We start from the raw sequence: 17,377 nt of genomic DNA on the forward strand, positions 1-17,377 counted from the left end.
AACGCTGCGAGATCCTGGACCATCATCCCCTCCTAGAATTCAAGTTCAACTAAGATGTTCATGTTTTGTTCTTTTGTCAATATCCGATCTCAATCGGCAATTCATCGGCTTGAAGAGGCGCCGGGCGAACGCCCGGCAATCGCCTGCCCTGACCCGCGCGCAACACTGGCGAAAATTCCAGTCTCTCTCCGTGCCGCAGCGGAAATGCGACACTGAACTCGTGCTAGATTGCCTCCCAATCTGTCAGATCGTGGTGCACCCCAATGCGCACTTTTCCGAACGCCGCTGTTTCGCTCCTCCTTGCCCTGACGGCCTCCCCGGCCGCAGCGCAGGAGCGCGAGTGGGTCACCGGCACGTCCGAAACCGGCGTCGAGATGATGTACGGCACGCCGGACAGCGACGACATCCTGTTCGCCATTCGTTGCGACGCGAAGTCCAAGGAAATCTTCGTCGGCTTCGCCCATATGCCGATCGGCGTGCGAAACGGCGACGCGATCGATCTGACACTGGTCTCCGAAGCCGGCGAAACCGTGCTGCCGTCCCAGGTGACCTATCTCGAGCCGATGGATATCTGGCTTGTCGAGTCGACGGACGTTCCCGCCGCCGACCTGCGCCGCATCGTCACCGGAGGCTCGGCGCTCAATGTCATGGTCCAGGATGGCGGCGAGGAAATTCCCCTCGCCGGTGCCGCCGAAGGCTTCGAGGCGTTGTTCTCCGCCTGCGGCCCGCAATAGCGCGCGCTTCAAAGCTCGATCAGCTTGCCTTCGCGCAGGGTCACACGCCGGTCCATCCGTTCGGCGAATTCCAGATTGTGCGTGGCGATCAGCGCCGCCAGTCCGGTGCCGTGCACCAGGCGCAACAGGATATCGAACACATACTCGGCGGTATCGGGATCGAGATTGCCGGTGGGTTCGTCGGCGAGCAGGATATGCGGCGCATTGGCGACCGCACGGGCGATGGCGACGCGCTGCTGTTCACCGCCCGAGAGCTCGCCGGGCCTGTGGGTCTTGCGTTCGCCGAGACCGAGGAAGGTCAGCAACTCGCCCGCCCTCTCCTCCGCGACGTCCTGGCCGAGGCCGGCGATACGCTGCGGCAGCGACACGTTCTCGAGCGCGGTGAATTCCGGCAGCAGGTGATGGAACTGATAGACGAACCCGATCTGGCGCCGCCGCACAGCGGTGCGCTCGCCGTCGTCCATCCGCGTGGTATCGACACCGCTGATAAAGACGGTTCCCGTGTCCGGTCGTTCCAACAGCCCGGCGACATGCAGCAGCGTCGACTTGCCGGCACCCGATGGCCCGACCAGTCCGACGATCTCGCCGGGCTTCATCTCCAGCTCGATCCCGCGCAGGACATGCAGGGCGCTGTCGCCCTGCCGATAGGTGCGCTCCACGCCGCTCAGCGCCAACGCGGGCACGCTCTCCGACTCGCTGTAACCGCCCTCCGTCATCGCCATCACTCGTAGCGCAACGCGTCGACCGGATCGAGCCGCGCGGCCCGCCAGGACGGATAAAGGGTGGCGAGGAACGACAGGACCAGCGCCATCACGACGACGGAGATAACTTCTTGCACGTCCATCTCGGCCGGCAGGCGGCTCAGGTAATAGAGTTCCGGCGAGAACAGTTCCGTCCCGGTCAGCCGCGACAGGAACTGCCGGATCGACTCGACGTTCCAGCACACCAGAGTGCCCAGGATCAGGCCGGCAAAGGTGCCGACCACCCCGATCGCCGCGCCGGTGATGAAGAACACCCGCATCACCGTTCCGCGCGTCGCCCCCATCGTGCGCAGAATGGCGATGTCGTGGCCCTTGTCCTTCACCAGCATGATCAGGCCCGAAATGATGTTGAGCGCGGCGACCAGCACGATCATCGTCAGGATCAGGAACATGACGTTGCGCTCCACCTCGAGGGCGGAAAAGAAGGTCTGGTTGCGTTGTCGCCAGTCGCTGACGAAGATCGGCCGATCGATGGCCGTGTCGAGTGCCATTCGGAAATCGTCAACGGAATCCGGATCGTCCAGGAACACCTCGATCCCGCTGGCCAGCGTGTCGAGGTTGAAATAGGCCTGCGCCTCGTCGAACGGCATGAAGATGAAGGCGCCGTCGTATTCGGACATGCCGATCTGGAAGATCGCCGCGACCGGATAGGACTTGATCCGCGGCGTCGTGCCGAACGGCGTCACCGCTCCGCGCGGCGAGATGATCGAGATCCGATCCCCCACCCGCAGCCCCAGCTTTTCGGCGAGCCGGATGCCAACCGCCACGCCGCCGCCGTCGTCGAACCCGTCGAGCGTGCCCTGCAGGATGTTCTGGGAAATCGTTCCCAGCCGCTCCAGATCCGCCTGCCGCATGCCGCGCACCAGGGCGCCGAAGCCGCCCACGGCGGACGAGGCCATCGCCTGCCCTTCGACGAACGGAAAGGCCAGGGTCACGCCGTCCATCTGGTCGATTTTCGCGTCGACCTCGTCGAAGTCCGTGAAGGGCGTGTCGTAGACCTGAACGATCACGTGACCGTTGAGGCCGAGGATCTTGTCCATCAGCTCGGTGCGGAAGCCGTTCATCACCGCCATGACGATGATCAGCGTGGCGACGCCAAGCATGATGCCGAGGAAGGAGAAGCCGGCGATCACCGAGATGTAGCCCGCCTTGCGCTGCGCCCGCAGGTAGCGCATGGCGATCATCCACTCGAATGCCGCAAATGGCCGGGTTTCTTGCGCCGTGTCGCTCATCGTCCCGCCATTCGTACCAGATTCACCGGTATCGGGTGCGAAAAGCTCAACCGATCAATCTGGCGAGCGCGGAGTCCACCGACAGCGACTGTTTCTCGCCGGTCGCACGGTTCTTCAGCTCGACACTGCCTTCGGCCAGCCCTTTCGGTCCGACAACGAGCTGCCAGGGCAGCCCGATCAATTCGGCGGTGGCGAATTTCGACCCAGCCCGCTCGGCCGTGTCGTCGTAAAGCACGTCCAGCCCGGCCGCCGTCAGCTTCGCGTAGAGATCCTCGCATGTTCCGTCCGTCGCGGCGTCGCCGCTCTTCAGGTTGATCAGCCCCACATCGAACGGGGCGACGGACTGAGGCCAGATGATTCCGGCATCGTCGTGGCTTGCCTCGATGATTGCGGCGACGAGTCGCGACGGACCGATTCCGTACGATCCCATGTGTACCGGCTTCTCGGTTCCGTCGGGCCCGGCGACGACCGCCTTCATCGGCTCGGAGTACTTGGTGCCAAAGTAGAAGATGTGACCGACTTCGATGCCGCGCGCCGAGATGCGCCGGTCTTCGGGAATGTCGGCCTCGAACTTCGCGGGATCGTGCTTCTCGTCGGTCGCGGCATACGAGCCGAGCCATTCATTGACGATCGGCGACAGGTCGCCGTCGAAGTCGGTGTCCTCGCCCGGGATCGGCAGGTCGAGCAGCGCCCTGTCGCAGAACACCTCGCTCTCGCCGGTCTTCGCCAGGATGATGAACTCGTGGCTCATGTCGCCGCCGATCGGCCCCGAATCGGCCGCCATCGGGATTGCCTTCAGACCGAGCCGGGCGAAGGTGCGCAGGTAGGCCACAAACATCTTGTTGTAGGAGCGCCGCGCCGACTCCTGATCGAGGTCGAACGAATAGGCGTCCTTCATCAGGAACTCGCGCGAGCGCATGACGCCGAAGCGCGGGCGCACCTCGTCGCGGAACTTCCACTGGATGTGGTACAGGTTGAGCGGCAGGTCCTTGTAGGAGCGGACATAGGCCCGGAAGATCTCGGTGATCATCTCCTCGTTGGTCGGACCGAACAGCATGTCCCGTTCGTGCCGGTCCTGAATGCGCAGCATCTCCTTGCCGTAGTCGTCGTAACGCCCGCTTTCGCGCCACAGGTCGGCGGCCTGGATCGTCGGCATCAGCAGTTCGATCGCGCCGGCGCGATTCTGCTCCTCGCGGACAATCTGTTCGACTTTCTTCAGGACCCGGTGGCCGAGCGGAAGCCAGGCATAGATGCCGGCCGCCTCCTGGCGGACCATGCCCGCGCGCAGCATCAATCGATGCGAGACGATTTCGGCTTCCTTGGGGGTCTCTTTGAGGATCGGCAGGAAGTAGCGTGACAGGCGCATAGGGGCTGGGAATCCAATGTGTTGGGTGTCGCGGGCGACACAAGCGCATCGGCGACGAAAAGACAAGGCCGACGATAGCCTTCCCGGCAACGCTCGATCGGCGGCGACGTGACAATCCGGTCAGCCGGACCATCCAGCAGCGGAAATGGCATTGTTCACATTGCGAACAATCGCGCGGATTGCGGACGAAATGTTGCGATTGGCATTCACGACAAGAAACATATTGCAACGGTCGAATGGCTGCGTATTGTAGCAGCCACAAAAGGCCAAATGCCCAGGCGCACCTTCGAGAAGGTGACATCGGCCCAGGTCTCGGGAGGAAGCTGCTCTTATGCCGGCGCAGTTCGGCGCAGAGCCCTGTGGTTAGGTGGAGGCCGCCGGACCATAGCGAGAAGACTTTTAAGAGCAAGGCGAAAGCCTTGCTTTTTTATTTCCAGTCCTTCGGCGTGAAATCCGGCAGCAACGGGATGTCGTCCAGCGTCAGCCCGCCATAGCCGATGACGGCATAGAGGATCGCGAAGAGCACGGCCGACACCAGCGTCGTGGCGATCAGCTTGCGTACCAGAAGCGGCCGTTCGGGCGCGCTTTCCGTCGACCCCGGAACCACCTCGCCCGACTCCTCCTGGGAGCGCACGCCCCAGGGCAGCACCGCGAACAGGACGATCCACCAGAGAACGAAATAGACTGCAATGGCGCTTGTGATCGGCACGGTCAGAACCCCCGGCTCAAGCCTGTTCCAACTCGACGAGCGTACCGCAGAAGTCTTTCGGGTGCAGGAAGAGCACCGGCTTTCCGTGTGCGCCTATCTTCGGTTCGCCGCTGCCGAGCACCCGCGCCCCGTCGGCGATCAGCTTGTCGCGGGCGGCGATGATGTCGTCGACCTCGTAGCAGATATGGTGGATGCCCCCGTCCGGATTGCGCTCCAGGAAACGCGCGATCGGCGAATTCTCGCCATAGGGCTCCAGCAGCTCGATCTTGGTATTGGGCAGGTTGATGAACACGGTGGTGACACCGTGATCCGGCTGCGGGACGGCCTGCGACACCTCGGCGCCCAGCGTGTCGCGATAGGTGGCCGTGGCGGCCGCGATATCGGGCACCGCGATGGCCACGTGGTTCAGACGTCCGAGCATGTTGTCCCCTTTACCAGGCGCGAGTACGAGCTTCGCCGCGGCTCATACCGCGACGACGAAGACATGACAAACGGGCTTTTTGCCCCAGCCCGCCATCACCGCGTTGCGTACGGCCCGGCGCAGCGAATCCTCCAGCGCATCGGGATCGCGCCGCCGCGCCCGCGGCATCCCCGCCATCACCTTCTCGACCGCGTCGTGAACGATCTCGAGAAACGGCTCGTTGTTGCCGTCACGCTCTGGAACGCCGTCGAGTTCGACCTCCACATCGCCGACCAGGTCGCCCCGGGCGTCGACGGCGAGCGCCACGCCGACGAAGCCGACATAAGCGAGCTTGCGCCGCTCGCGGACGGAATCGCTGTCGGAGCGGACGATCAGCCGCCCGTCCTTGTAGAGCCGCCCCACCGGCACCTTGTCCACGATCTCGGCAGCCCCCGGACCAAGTCGCACCATGTCGCCATTGTAGGCGGTGACGACCTGCCCGACTTTCATCTCGCGGGCCAGCCGTGCGTGCGCGGCCAGATGCTGCGCCTCTCCGTGGACCGGAACGGCGATGTCGGGCCGCACCCAGGCATACATGTCGCGCAGCTCGTCCTGACGGGGATGCCCCGACGTATGAACGAGGGCGTCGCGGTCCGTGACTATCTCGATCCCTGCCCTGACCAGCGCATTGACGACCGTGCCGATCTCCCGCTCGTTTCCCGGGATGGTGCGGGCCGAATAGACGACGCGGTCGCCTGAGACCAGTTTCACGTTCGGGTGGCTGCCGGCCGCGATCCGCGTCAGCGCGGCGCGCGGCTCGCCCTGGCTGCCGGTGCACAACAGCACCACCTTGTCGCGCGGCAGCGAGTCGTACATCTCCTCGCCCAGAAACGCCGGCAATCCGTCGAGCAGGCCGTTTTCGCGGGCGACCGTGATCACGCGCTTCATCGCGCGCCCGACCACGACGACGCTGCGACCGGCCGCGGCGGCCGCCTCGCCGATCGATCGGATGCGTGCGACGTTGGAGGCGAACGCGGTGACCGCGACCCGATTCGGCGCGGTCGCGATCACCTCGGCCAGCCCCTTGCCGACGTCTCCCTCCCCCGGCGACCGCCCGTCGCGCAGGACGTTGGTCGAATCGCAGATCATCGCCCGGCAGCCTTCGTGCCCGAGCGCGATGAAAGGCGCGGGATCGAACGGCGCGCCGACCACCGGATCCTTGTCGATCTTCCAGTCCGCGGTGTGCAGCACGGTGCCCGCCGGCGTCCGGATGACCACGGAGTTCGGCTCCGGGATGGAGTGCGTCACGGGTATCAGCTCGATGTCGAACGGACCGACCGAGAAACGCCCTCCGACCGGAACCGTCTCGATCGGAATATCCGGCGCGCCCGGCTCCTCCTGGATCTTCGCCGCCAGGAGACTGCCGGTGAACGGCGTCGCGTACACCTTCGCCCCGAGCCGCGGCCACAGGTCCGGCAGCGCCCCGAAATGGTCCTCATGGGCGTGCGTCAGCAGGATGCCGACGAGTTCGCCGTGCTCCGCCTCGATGAACGAGATGTCGGGCAGGATGAGATCGATCCCCGGGAGGTGCTCCTCGGCGGCGAAGCTGACGCCGCAATCGACCATCAGCCAGGACCGCCGGCCCGGCGTGCCATAGCCGTAGAGGCCGAGGTTCATGCCGATTTCGCCGACACCGCCGAGCGGCAGGAACACGAGATCCGGTTGGCGCGCCATGGTCGGCTCCTCTAGTCTGTCCTGGGCATCGACGCGGCATCGCCGAAGTGAACGTCACCCGCCGACACCAGAACCCGCTCGCCGGCGGCGGTCCGCACGACCAGCCGGCCGTCGGCATCAAGCGTCTCGAATGTACCGCGAACCTCGCGCGGCCCCGATGTCACCGCGACCGGCCCGCCGACCCCCGACGCCCGTTCGAGCCAGGTCGACCGGATCGCGTCCATGCCCCGGCCGTCATCCCATTGTGCGCAACGCTCGACCCAGCAATCCGACAGCACGGCGAACAGGTCTTCCGCGGTAACGGTCGCGCCCAGATCGGCCAGGCACGTGGCCGGATACGGCACACCGTCCGGCGCGGAGACGACGTTGACGCCGATGCCGACGACGACCGCCGACGCATCGTCATTGCGCGATTCGCCTTCCAGCAGGATCCCGGAGAGCTTTGCTCCGCCGGCAAGCACGTCGTTGGGCCATTTCAGCGTGATCGACGCGTCTCCGATGGCCAAGCGCATCAGCGCATCCGACACAGACAGCCCCGCCACGAAGCCGAGCGTCGCGGCGACATTGACCGGGACCGATGTCGTAAGAAGCAGGCTCGCGGCGAGATTGCCGGGTGGCCCCTGCCAGGCCCGGCCCCGGCGCCCGTGGCCGCTGGTCTGCGACGCCGTGACGAACCACATCGGCCCGCCCTCGCCGGTGCGAACGCACTTCAGGGCCTCGTCGTTGGTCGAGCCGACGGCATCGAAGGCTTCGAGGCGATAGCCGGCGCGCGCGGCGGCGGGCCCGAGCGCGAATCCCATGGTCAGAAGAGCGACTTCGCCGCCGTCCCCGCGGCCTCGACCAACGGCGCCGGATAGACGAAGTAGAGCAGCACGACCACGCCGCTGATGCCGAGCACGGCCTTCAGCTCGCCACCCATGTGCTCGAACGGCGCCACGGGCTCGTCGAAATACATGATCTTGACGATGCGCAGGTAGTAGAAGGCGCCGATGACGCTGGTCAGCACGCCGATGACGGCAAGCGCGTAGAGTTCGGCCTCGATCGCGGCAAGGAACACGTAGAACTTGGCGAAGAAGCCGGCGAGCGGCGGAATGCCGGCGAGCGAGAAGAACAGCACCGCGAGGAAGAACGCCGCCGTTCCGCTGGTACGCGACAATCCGGCAAGATCGTCGATCGTCTCAACGGTCGTGTCGCCACGCCGCATGGAGAGGATGAAGGCGAAGGTGCCAAGCGTCATCGCCAGATAGATCGACATGTAGACGATGACGCCCTGCACGCCCGCCTCGCTGCCGGCGGCGAGCCCGACGAGCGCGTAGCCCATGTTGGCGATCGACGAGTAGGCCATCAGCCGCTTGATGTTGCGCTGACCGATCGCGGCGAACGCCCCGAGCGCCATCGACGCGATCGAGATGAAGACGATGATCTGCTGCCAGTCGGTGGTGACCGTCGGGAAGGCTTCCACGACTACACGGATCAGCATGCCGATCGCCGCGATCTTCGGCGCCGAGGCAAAGAAGGCGGTGACCGGCGTCGGCGAGCCCTCGTAGACGTCAGGCGTCCACATATGGAACGGCACGGCCGAGATCTTGAAGGCAAGACCGGAGAGGAGGAAAACGAGCCCGAACACGACCCCGACCGAGGAGCCGCCGGAGGCCACTGCGTCCGCGATCCCCTCATAGGAGACCGTGCCGCAGAAGCCATAGATCAACGAGGCGCCGTAGAGCAGCATGCCGGACGCGAGCGCGCCGAGCACGAAATACTTCATGCCCGCTTCCGTCGAGCGCACCGAATCCCGCTGGATCGCCGCGAGCACGTAGGCGGCCAGGCTCTGCAGTTCGAGCCCCATGTAGAGCGAGATCAGGTCGGTCGCCGAGACCATGACGAACATGCCCGCCGTCGCGAGCACGATCAGCACAGGATACTCGAACCGGGTCAGCCGGCCGAACCGCATGTAGTCGACCGACAGCAGGATCGCGACGGCCGAACCGATCGCAATCAGCGTCTTCATGAACTTCGCGAACGGATCGAGCTGGAAGCTGCCGCCGAAAATCGGCTCGGGATCGGCCGGGACCAGCCAGACCAGCACGCCGGCGGCGATCACCAGCGCCATCGACAGGCCCGCGGTTATGGAAACCGAGGCGCTGTCCTGGCGAAACGCGCCGAACATCAGCGCGGCCATGGCGCCGACGACCAGCAGGATCTCCGGAGCAATCGACATGAGGTTCAGGGTCATCGGATTACCTCGTCAATTGCCGATCGCGGCAAGCTGGGCGGCGTTCTGCAGGGCCGCTTGGTATTCGGTTACGAGATTTTCGACGGAGACAGCGGTCACGTCGAAGACCGGCATCGGATAGACGCCGAACAGGATCGTCAGGAAGACGAGCGGAGCCAGGATCACCACTTCGCGGGTGGTCAGGTCCTTGATGCCGCGCAGGTTCTCCTTCTCGATCGTGCCGAAGATCACCCGCCGGTAGAGCCACAGGGCATAAGCCGCAGACAGGATTATGCCGAAGGTGGCGAATACCGCGACCCAGGTGTTCACGGAGAACGCGGCCAGCAGCGACAGGAATTCCCCGACGAAACCGGACGTGCCCGGAAGCCCGACATTCGCCATGGTGAAGACCATGAACGCGGCGGCGTAGAGCGGCATCCGGTTGACCAGCCCGCCATAGGCGGCGATCTCGCGGGTGTGCAGGCGGTCGTAGACGACGCCGACGCACAGGAACAGCGCGCCCGAAACGATGCCGTGCGAGAGCATCTGGAAGATGCCACCCTGGATTCCCTGGACGGTGCCGGTGAACACGCCCATGGTCACGAAGCCCATATGGGCGACCGACGAATAGGCGATCAGCTTCTTGATATCTGTCTGCACCAGCGCGACCAGCGAGGTGTAGATGATCGCCACCACCGACAGCGTGAACACGAACGGCGCGAACATGTCGGAAGCTTCCGGGAACATCGGAATCGAGAACCGCAGGAAGCCGTAGCCGCCCATCTTCAAGAGAATGCCGGCCAGGATCACCGATCCCGCCGTCGGCGCCTCGACATGCGCGTCCGGCAGCCAGGTATGCACCGGCCACATCGGCATCTTGACGGCGAAGGAGGCGAAAAAGGCAATCCAGAGCCATGTCTGCATGTTCGCCGGGAAATCGTGGGCGAGCAGCGTCGGTATGTCGGTCGTGCCGGCGTCCCAGTACATCGCCATGATGGCGAGCAGCATCAGCAGCGAGCCTGCCAGCGTGTAGAGGAAGAACTTGAAGGCCGCGTAGACGCGCCGCTTGTGGCCCCAGATGCCGATGATCAGGAACATCGGGATCAGGCCGCCCTCGAAGAACAGGTAGAACAGCACGAGGTCGAGCGCGGTGAAGACGCCGATCATCAGCGTCTCGAGCACCAGGAACGCGATCATGTATTCCTTCACGCGCACGTCGATCGCGTACCAGCTCGCCAGGATGCAGGCCGGCATCAGGAAGGTCGTCAGGATCACGAACAGCATCGAGATGCCGTCGACGCCCATGTGATAGGAGATCGTCCCGCCCAGCCAGTCGCGCTTCTCGACGAACTGGAAGTCGGCCGTCGTGGGATCGAAGTAGATCCAGATCAGCAGCGACAGCAGGAAGGTGATCACCGTCGTCCACAACGCCACGAAACGGGCGTTGCGTACGGCGATCTCGTCGTCGCCGCGGATGGCGAAGATGAACAGCGCCCCGACAAGCGGCAGGAACGTGACGACGGAGAGGATCGGCCAACCGGTCATATCAGTGCGCCCCTCCGGCGAACATGTACCAGGTGATGAGCGCGGTGACGCCGATCAGCATGGCAAAGGCATAGTGGTAGAGATAGCCGGTCTGCAGCTGCACGACCCGGCGCGTCACGTCGATGACGCGCGCCGAGATACCGTCCGGACCGAAACCGTCGATTAGCCAGCCGTCGCCCTTCTTCCAGAGGAAACGGCCGAGCCACTTCGCGGGCCGGACGAACAGGAAGTCGTAGATCTCGTCGAAGTACCACTTGTTGAGCAGGAACTTGTAGAGAAGGTCGAACTGCCGGGCGAGCGCCGGGGCGGCAGCCGGATTGCGGATATACATGTACCAGGCCACGACGAAACCGGTCACCATCATCACCGTCGGCATCCACACGATGATGGCGGGAACCTCGTGCATGGCATGCAGGATGTGGTTCTCCTCGCCGAGGAAGATCGCCCCGCGCCAGAAGGCCTCATAGTCCGCACCGATGAAGAACGACTTGAACGCGAGGCCCGCGCCCAGGGCGCCGATCGCCAACACGAACAGCGGCACGAGCATGACCATCGGCGATTCGTGTACGTGCGCCTGCACTTCGGCCGAGGCCCGCGACTTGCCGTGGAAGGTCATGAAGATAAGCCGCCAGGAATAGAACGCGGTCAGCATTGCGGCGAACAGCGTCAGGCCGAAGGCGTAGCCGGCCATCGGGTTCTCGCCCACGAAAGTCGCCTCGATGATCGCGTCCTTCGACACCCAACCGGCCGTCAGCGGGAACCCGGTCAACGCCAGGGTGCCGATCACCATCATCCAGTAGGTCACCGGAATCTTGGTGCGCAGGCCGCCCATCTTGCGCATGTCCTGCTCATCCGACATCGCGTGGATCACCGCGCCGGACCCGAGGAACAGGAGCGCTTTGAAGAAGGCGTGGGTGAACAGGTGGAAGATGCCCGCCGAATAGGCGCCGACGCCGATCGCGGCGAACATGTAGCCGAGCTGCGAGCAGGTCGAATAGGCGATCACCCGCTTGATGTCGTTCTGGACGAGGCCGATCGTCGCCGCGAAGAACGCCGTCGTCGCGCCGATGAAGGTGACGACGGTCAGCGCCGTATAGGACAGCTCGAACAGCGGCGACAGGCGCGCGACCATGAATACGCCGGCGGTCACCATGGTGGCCGCATGGATCAGCGCGGAGACCGGCGTCGGGCCCTCCATCGCGTCCGGCAACCACGTGTGCAGCAGGAACTGCGCCGACTTGCCCATCGCGCCCATGAACAGCAGCAGGCAGACGATGGTCAGCGCATCGATGTCGCTGCCGAAGATGTACAGCGTCCGGCCGGTGGCGTCGGCGGCATTGGCGAACACGGCGTCGAAATTGACCGAGCCGAACAGCACGAACACGCCGAAGATGCCGAGCGAGAAGCCGAAGTCGCCGACCCGGTTGACCACGAAAGCCTTGATCGCGGCGGCGTTTGCCGACGGGCGCTGGTACCAGAAGCCGATCAGCAGGTACGAGGCCAGGCCGACCCCTTCCCAGCCGAAGAAGAGCTGCACGAAGTTGTCCGCCGTCACCAGCATCAGCATGGCGAAGGTGAACAGCGACAGATAGGCGAAGAACCGCGGCCGGTTCGGATCGTGCGACATGTAGCCGATCGAATAGACGTGCACGAGCGCCGACACCGTGGTGACGACGACGAGCATCACCGCGGTCAGCGTATCGATGCGGAAGGCCCAGTCGACCGACAGCGAGCCCGACGCGATCCACGGCAGCACGGAGACCTGAACGTCGCCGTCCTTGAGACCGACGTCGAAGAACGCGACCCACGATAGGATCGCGGCGATGATCAGGAAGCCGGTGGTGATCAGCTCGGCCGCGCGCGAACCCTGGGCCGCCGGGGCATGGCCGTGTCCGTCGCCGTTCGCCTCGTGGCCGCCGTTGTCGGCATGCATGTCGAGGCCGCTGGGATGCCGGTTGTGGGCCCCGACCAGAGAAATGATGCCGCCGAGAATGGCCCCGAGCAGCGGCAGAAAGACGATCGCCGAATACATTTGAGCGCTCAGCCCTTCATCATGTTGACGTCCTCGACCTCGATCGAGCCGCGATTGCGGAAGAAAACCACCAGGATGGCGAGACCGATGGCCGCCTCGGCGGCCGCGACGGTCAGCACCAGCATTGCGAACACCTGCCCGACGATGTCGCCGAGATGGGTGGAGAAGGCCACCAGATTGATGTTGACGGCGAGCAGCATCAGCTCGATCGACATCAGGATGACGATGACGTTCTTCCGGTTCAGGAAGATGCCGAAGATGCCGAGCGTGAACAGTATCGCGGCAACGGCGAGATAGTTGGAAAGGCCGATTGCCATGTTCAGATCCCCTTTCCGCTCTCGACCTTGCGAACCTCGATCGCGGTTTCCGGATTGCGCGCCACCTGGGCGGCGATCGACTGGCGCTTGACGTTCGGCTTGTGGCGCAGCGTCAGCACGATCGCGCCGATCATGGCGACGAGCAGGATCACGCCGGCCATCTGGAAGAAGAAGACGTAGCGCGTGTACAGCACCTCGCCGATCGCCTGGATGTTGCTGACGGACGGGTCGGCCGGGATCGGCGCGGCGATATTGGCGGCGACGTTCGGCGATATCACCCAGCCGCCAAGGACGAGCAGCAGTTCAACGAGCAGGATGAAGCCGATCAGCGCGCCGACCGGCAGGTAGTTGAGGACGCCCTCGCGCAGCTGCACGAAATCCACGTCGAGCATCATCACGACGAACAGGAACAGCACCGCGACCGCGCCGACATAGACGACGATCAGGATCAGGGCGAGGAACTCTGCCCCCAGCAGGATGAACAGGCCGGCGGCGTTGAAGAACGCGAGGATCAGAAACAGCACGGAATGGACCGGGTTTCGCGACGCGATCACCATCACCGCGGAGGCGATCATCACCGCGGAGAACAGATAGAAAAAGGCAGTCGCGACGATCATGGTCCGGCAGATCCCCCGGTGAGGCAGAGCGCCGGGAATCCGGCGGGCGCGGCCTCTATAGAACGGTTACGGATACGCGTCTACCAACCCTCGGAAGGGGTCAGCGGTAGGGCGCGTCGAGCTCGATACTCTTGGCGATCTCCCGCTCCCAGCGGTCCCCGTTCGCCAACAGTTTGTCCTTGTCGAAGTACAATTCCTCGCGTGTTTCCACAGCGAATTCGAAGTTCGGTCCCTCGACGATGGCGTCCACCGGACAGGCTTCCTGGCAGAAGCCGCAGTAGATGCACTTCACCATATCGATGTCGTACCGCGTGGTGCGGCGGGTCCCGTCGTTGCGCCGCGGCCCCGCCTCGATCGTGATCGCCTGGGCGGGACAGATCGCCTCGCACAGCTTGCAGGCGATGCAGCGCTCCTCGCCGTTGGGATAACGGCGCAACGCGTGCTCGCCCCTGAAGCGCGGCGAAATCGGCCCCTTCTCGAAGGGATAGTTCAGTGTCGCCTTCGGCTTGAAGAAGTACCGCATCGCCAGAAAGAAGGCGGATACGAACTCCTTCAGAAAAATCGAACGGGCGGCCTGATCCAGCATGGCCATGTTGAAACCTCTTGGTTCTACGGCGCCCAGCCGGTGAATTGCAGGACTCCTGCCACGGCAGCGACCATGAACAGGGAGATAGGCAGAAAGACTTTCCAGCCAAGCCGCATCAGCTGGTCGTAGCGGTAGCGCGGCACGAACGCCTTGACCATGGCGAACATGAAGAACACCGCGCAGACCTTGAGGACGAACCAGACGACGCCTGGGATCCAGGTGAACGGCGCGACCTCGAACGGCGGCAGCCATCCGCCAAGGAACAGGATCGTCGTCAACGCGCACATCAGCACGATGGCGACGTATTCGCCGAGCATGAACAGCAGATACGGCGTGGAGGAATACTCCACCATGTAGCCCGCCACGAGCTCCGATTCGGCTTCGGCCAGATCAAAGGGCGGGCGGTTGGTCTCGGCCAGCGCCGAGATGAAGAAGATGACGAACATCGGCAGCAGCGGCAGCCAGAACCAGCCGAACAGCCCCCACGACCCACGCTGGGCCTCGACGATGTCGGTGAGGTTCAGTGACCCGACGCACAGCAGCACCGTGACCAGCACGAACCCGATCGAGACCTCGTAGGAGACCATCTGCGCGGCGGCGCGCAACGCGCTCAGGAAGGGATACTTCGAGTTCGACGCCCAACCGCCCATGATGACGCCGTACACGCCGAGCGAGGAGATCGCGAAGATATAGAGGATGCCGAGATTGATGTCGGCGATCACCCAGCCCGAATCAAGCGGGATCACCGCCCAGGCCGAAAGCGCCAGGATACAGGTGACCAGCGGGGCGAGCAGGAACACGCCCTTGTTGGCACCGTCCGGGATCACCGGCTCCTTCAACACGAACTTGAACAGGTCCGCGAAGGACTGGAAAAGACCGAAAGCGCCGACGACGTTGGGACCGCGCCGAAGCTGCACCGCGGCCCAGATCTTCCGGTCGGCGAGCAGCAGGTAGGCGATAACCACCAGCAGGCAGACCAGCAGCAGAAGACTCTGCGCGGCAATGATGATCAGCGGCCAGAGCCAGGTCCAGAAAAACTCAGCCATGGGTACCGGTCGCCTCCCCTCGGCGCGCCCGCTCCAGCGCACTCATCTCCGCCATCACGGCCGAGGCGCGTGCGATCGGATTGGTCAGATAGAAGTCGCCGACCGCGCCGACGAACGCCGCCTTGTCGAGCTTGCCGCCCGCCTTCGCCAGCGTGGCGACTGCATCGGCCGGCGCCGCTTCGATCGAATCGCGCCGCAGGAAATGCGGATGCGCCTCGTACAGCGCGCCGCGCAATTGCGCCAGCGTGTCGAACGGCAGCTTGTTGCCGAGGACGTCGGACAGGGCGCGCAGGATCGCCCAGTCTTCCCGGGCGTCGCCGGGCGGGAAACCGGCACGGTTGGCGACCTGCACCCGCCCCTCGGTATTCACGTAGGTACCGGACTTCTCGGTATAGGCGGCGCCCGGCAGGATCACGTCGGCGCGATGAGCGCCGCGGTCGCCATGCGTACCGATATAGACGACGAACGGCCCGGCCGGCACCTCGATCTCGTCGGCGCCGAGCAGGAACAGCACGTCCGCCCCGCCGTCGAGCATGCCGGCAACGTCGTTGCCGCCCTCGCCCGGAACGAAACCGATGTCGAGCCCGCCGACACGCGCCGCCGCCGTATGCAGCACGCAGAAGCCGTTCCATTCGCCCTCGATCGCGCCGCTTCCGGCCGCGATCGTCGCGGCCGTCGCAAGAACCGCCGCGCCATCCGGACGGGCCAAGGCGCCCTGACCGACGATGACCATCGGCTGCTTGGCCTCCTTCAGCACCTTGGCGAAGGCGTTGCCGCCCGAGGCGATCTCCGAAAGCGTGTCGGGTCCGGCGCCGAGATAATCGTAGTCGTAGGTCAGGTCCGGCTGCTCGCCGTGCACCACGCCGACCTTCAGGTCCCCGAGCAGCCAGCGCGCGCGAAGGCGCGCGTTCAGCACCGGTGCCTCGTGGCGCGGGTTTGACCCGACGATCAGGATCGCGTCGGCCTCGTCGATGCCGGCGATGCCCGCGTTGAACAGATAGGACGCGCGTCCCGCCTTCGGATCGAGCTTCGCGCCGTCCTGACGGCAGTCGATCGAAGCCGCGCCGAGGTTGTCCATCAGGCCCTTCAGCGCGAACATGTCCTCAACGCTGACGAGGTCGCCGGCAACCGCGCCGATCTTGTCGGGGCTCGTCGCCTTCACCTTTTCCGCGATCGCGGCAAACGCATCGTGCCAGGACGCCGGCTTCAGCTTGCCGTTCTCCCGCACATAGGGCTTGTCGAGACGCTGCGTCCTCAGGCCGTCCCAGATGAAGCGGGTCTTGTCGGAGATCCACTCCTCGTTCACATCGTCGTTGTTGCGCGGCATCACGCGCATCACTTCACGACCGCGCGCATCGACCCGGATGTTCGAACCGAGCGCGTCCATGACGTCGATCGACTCGGTCTTGTTCAGTTCCCACGGTCGCGCCTGGAAGGCGTAGGGGCGCGAGGTCAGCGCACCGACCGGGCACAGGTCGATGACGTTGCCCTGCAGCTCCGACGACATCGCCGATTCCAGGTACGTCGTGATCTCCATGTCTTCGCCACGGCCGATGGCGCCGAGCTCGGGCGCGCCGGCGACCTCCGTGACGAAGCGGATGCAGCGCGTGCAATGGATGCAGCGCGTCATGATCGTCTTGACCAGCGGCCCGATATACTTGTCCTCGACGGCGCGCTTGTTCTCGTGGAACCGGCTGGAGTCGAGACCGTAGGCCATGGCCTGGTCCTGCAGGTCGCATTCGCCGCCCTGATCGCAGATCGGGCAGTCGAGCGGGTGGTTGATGAGCAGGAACTCCATCACCCCTTCGCGCGCCTTCTTGACCATCGGCGTTTTGGTGAACACCTCCGGCGGCTCGCCGTTCGGCCCCGGCCTGAGGTCGCGCACGGCCATGGCACAGGACGCGGCCGGCTTCGGCGGACCGCCCTTCACCTCGACCAGGCACATCCGGCAGTTGCCGGCGATCGAAAGTCGCTCGTGGAAGCAGAAACGCGGGATTTCGACGCCCGCAACCTCGCACGCCTGCAAAAGCGTGTACTCGGCCGGGACGTCGACCTCGGTACCGTCGATGAGGATCTTGGTCATCCG

The 17,377-nt window shown here is 64.7% G+C and carries 16 protein-coding genes; 1 reads left to right on the forward strand and 15 read right to left on the reverse strand.

The annotated features are described in order from the left end of the window. Positions 1 to 263 precede the first annotated feature (263 nt). The gene (locus tag MUB46_RS21160; RefSeq protein ID WP_261617966.1) at positions 264 to 734 is read left to right on the forward strand and encodes a hypothetical protein; all 471 of its coding nucleotides are present in this window, start codon (positions 264 to 266) and stop codon (positions 732 to 734) included. An 8-nt stretch (positions 735 to 742) separates the two neighbouring features. On the opposite strand, the gene MUB46_RS21165 is transcribed toward MUB46_RS21160, so the two are convergent. From MUB46_RS21165 to nuoG, 15 genes are all read right to left on the reverse strand, one after another. Beyond that, complete coding sequence (locus MUB46_RS21165) at positions 743 to 1,456, reverse strand: ABC transporter ATP-binding protein (protein WP_261617967.1); 714 nt, start codon at positions 1,454 to 1,456, stop codon at positions 743 to 745. After that, positions 1,456 to 2,727 (reverse strand): lipoprotein-releasing ABC transporter permease subunit, encoded by a 1,272-nt coding sequence (locus MUB46_RS21170; RefSeq protein ID WP_261617968.1) that lies wholly within the window; start codon positions 2,725 to 2,727, stop codon positions 1,456 to 1,458. The genes MUB46_RS21165 and MUB46_RS21170 overlap by 1 nt, the downstream gene beginning before the upstream one ends. A gap of 46 nt (positions 2,728 to 2,773) precedes the next feature. After that, complete coding sequence (gene proS / locus MUB46_RS21175) at positions 2,774 to 4,093, reverse strand: proline--tRNA ligase (protein ID WP_261617969.1); 1,320 nt, start codon at positions 4,091 to 4,093, stop codon at positions 2,774 to 2,776. 427 nt (positions 4,094 to 4,520) lie between these two features. Then, on the reverse strand, positions 4,521 to 4,802 hold the full coding sequence (locus MUB46_RS21180) for a DUF1467 family protein (protein ID WP_261617970.1): 282 nt from the start codon (positions 4,800 to 4,802) through the stop codon (positions 4,521 to 4,523). 16 nt (positions 4,803 to 4,818) lie between these two features. Continuing rightward, positions 4,819 to 5,223 (reverse strand): methylmalonyl-CoA epimerase, encoded by a 405-nt coding sequence (gene mce, locus MUB46_RS21185; RefSeq protein WP_261617971.1) that lies wholly within the window; start codon positions 5,221 to 5,223, stop codon positions 4,819 to 4,821. Positions 5,224 to 5,265: 42 nt separating this feature from the next. Further along, positions 5,266 to 6,936 carry a ribonuclease J gene (locus tag MUB46_RS21190; protein WP_261617972.1) on the reverse strand — a complete coding sequence of 557 codons (1,671 nt, stop codon included), beginning with the start codon at positions 6,934 to 6,936 and terminating at the stop codon, positions 5,266 to 5,268. A gap of 11 nt (positions 6,937 to 6,947) precedes the next feature. Continuing rightward, positions 6,948 to 7,736, reverse strand: coding sequence for a biotin--[acetyl-CoA-carboxylase] ligase (locus MUB46_RS21195; protein ID WP_261617973.1), 789 nt, complete (start codon positions 7,734 to 7,736; stop codon positions 6,948 to 6,950). A gap of 2 nt (positions 7,737 to 7,738) precedes the next feature. Further along, on the reverse strand, positions 7,739 to 9,169 hold the full coding sequence (gene nuoN / locus MUB46_RS21200) for an NADH-quinone oxidoreductase subunit NuoN (protein WP_261617974.1): 1,431 nt from the start codon (positions 9,167 to 9,169) through the stop codon (positions 7,739 to 7,741). A gap of 12 nt (positions 9,170 to 9,181) precedes the next feature. Further along, a complete protein-coding gene (locus MUB46_RS21205) occupies positions 9,182 to 10,693 on the reverse strand; it encodes an NADH-quinone oxidoreductase subunit M (RefSeq protein ID WP_261617975.1) in 1,512 nt (503 codons plus the stop codon). 1 nt (position 10,694) lies between these two features. Further along, positions 10,695 to 12,725, reverse strand: coding sequence for an NADH-quinone oxidoreductase subunit L (nuoL, locus tag MUB46_RS21210; protein ID WP_261617976.1), 2,031 nt, complete (start codon positions 12,723 to 12,725; stop codon positions 10,695 to 10,697). An 8-nt stretch (positions 12,726 to 12,733) separates the two neighbouring features. Continuing rightward, positions 12,734 to 13,042, reverse strand: a complete 309-nt coding sequence (nuoK, locus tag MUB46_RS21215) for an NADH-quinone oxidoreductase subunit NuoK (protein ID WP_261617977.1) — start codon at positions 13,040 to 13,042, stop codon at positions 12,734 to 12,736. Positions 13,043 to 13,044: 2 nt separating this feature from the next. Continuing rightward, entirely contained in the window at positions 13,045 to 13,659 is a 615-nt protein-coding gene (locus MUB46_RS21220; RefSeq protein WP_261617978.1) for an NADH-quinone oxidoreductase subunit J, read from the reverse strand. 100 nt (positions 13,660 to 13,759) lie between these two features. Beyond that, on the reverse strand, positions 13,760 to 14,251 hold the full coding sequence (gene nuoI, locus MUB46_RS21225; RefSeq protein WP_261617979.1) for an NADH-quinone oxidoreductase subunit NuoI: 492 nt from the start codon (positions 14,249 to 14,251) through the stop codon (positions 13,760 to 13,762). A 17-nt stretch (positions 14,252 to 14,268) separates the two neighbouring features. Beyond that, positions 14,269 to 15,291 carry an NADH-quinone oxidoreductase subunit NuoH gene (gene nuoH, locus MUB46_RS21230; RefSeq protein ID WP_261617980.1) on the reverse strand — a complete coding sequence of 341 codons (1,023 nt, stop codon included), beginning with the start codon at positions 15,289 to 15,291 and terminating at the stop codon, positions 14,269 to 14,271. Next, positions 15,284 to 17,374 carry an NADH-quinone oxidoreductase subunit NuoG gene (gene nuoG, locus MUB46_RS21235; RefSeq protein WP_261617981.1) on the reverse strand — a complete coding sequence of 697 codons (2,091 nt, stop codon included), beginning with the start codon at positions 17,372 to 17,374 and terminating at the stop codon, positions 15,284 to 15,286. The genes nuoH and nuoG overlap by 8 nt, the downstream gene beginning before the upstream one ends. Between the last annotated feature and the right edge of the window lie 3 nt (positions 17,375 to 17,377).

Source organism: Microbaculum marinisediminis (genome assembly GCF_025397915.1).
In the GTDB taxonomy this organism is placed as follows: domain Bacteria; phylum Pseudomonadota; class Alphaproteobacteria; order Rhizobiales; family Tepidamorphaceae; genus Microbaculum; species Microbaculum marinisediminis.

What these genes read in the sequence shown, in the direction of transcription:
- MUB46_RS21160 (WP_261617966.1), top strand. Translation starts at nt 264, where the DNA reads ATGCGCACTTTTCCGAACGCCGCTGTTTCGCTCCTCCTTGCCCTGACG.
- MUB46_RS21165 (WP_261617967.1), bottom strand. Translation starts at nt 1,456, where the DNA reads ATGGCGATGACGGAGGGCGGTTACAGCGAGTCGGAGAGCGTGCCCGCG.
- MUB46_RS21170 (WP_261617968.1), bottom strand. Translation starts at nt 2,727, where the DNA reads ATGAGCGACACGGCGCAAGAAACCCGGCCATTTGCGGCATTCGAGTGG.
- proS (WP_261617969.1), bottom strand. Translation starts at nt 4,093, where the DNA reads ATGCGCCTGTCACGCTACTTCCTGCCGATCCTCAAAGAGACCCCCAAG.
- mce (WP_261617971.1), bottom strand. Translation starts at nt 5,223, where the DNA reads ATGCTCGGACGTCTGAACCACGTGGCCATCGCGGTGCCCGATATCGCG.
- MUB46_RS21190 (WP_261617972.1), bottom strand. Translation starts at nt 6,936, where the DNA reads ATGGCGCGCCAACCGGATCTCGTGTTCCTGCCGCTCGGCGGTGTCGGC.
- MUB46_RS21195 (WP_261617973.1), bottom strand. Translation starts at nt 7,736, where the DNA reads ATGGGATTCGCGCTCGGGCCCGCCGCCGCGCGCGCCGGCTATCGCCTC.
- nuoN (WP_261617974.1), bottom strand. Translation starts at nt 9,169, where the DNA reads ATGACCCTGAACCTCATGTCGATTGCTCCGGAGATCCTGCTGGTCGTC.
- MUB46_RS21205 (WP_261617975.1), bottom strand. Translation starts at nt 10,693, where the DNA reads ATGACCGGTTGGCCGATCCTCTCCGTCGTCACGTTCCTGCCGCTTGTC.
- nuoL (WP_261617976.1), bottom strand. Translation starts at nt 12,725, where the DNA reads ATGTATTCGGCGATCGTCTTTCTGCCGCTGCTCGGGGCCATTCTCGGC.
- nuoK (WP_261617977.1), bottom strand. Translation starts at nt 13,042, where the DNA reads ATGGCAATCGGCCTTTCCAACTATCTCGCCGTTGCCGCGATACTGTTC.
- MUB46_RS21220 (WP_261617978.1), bottom strand. Translation starts at nt 13,659, where the DNA reads ATGATCGTCGCGACTGCCTTTTTCTATCTGTTCTCCGCGGTGATGATC.
- nuoI (WP_261617979.1), bottom strand. Translation starts at nt 14,251, where the DNA reads ATGGCCATGCTGGATCAGGCCGCCCGTTCGATTTTTCTGAAGGAGTTC.
- nuoH (WP_261617980.1), bottom strand. Translation starts at nt 15,291, where the DNA reads ATGGCTGAGTTTTTCTGGACCTGGCTCTGGCCGCTGATCATCATTGCC.
- nuoG (WP_261617981.1), bottom strand. Translation starts at nt 17,374, where the DNA reads ATGACCAAGATCCTCATCGACGGTACCGAGGTCGACGTCCCGGCCGAG.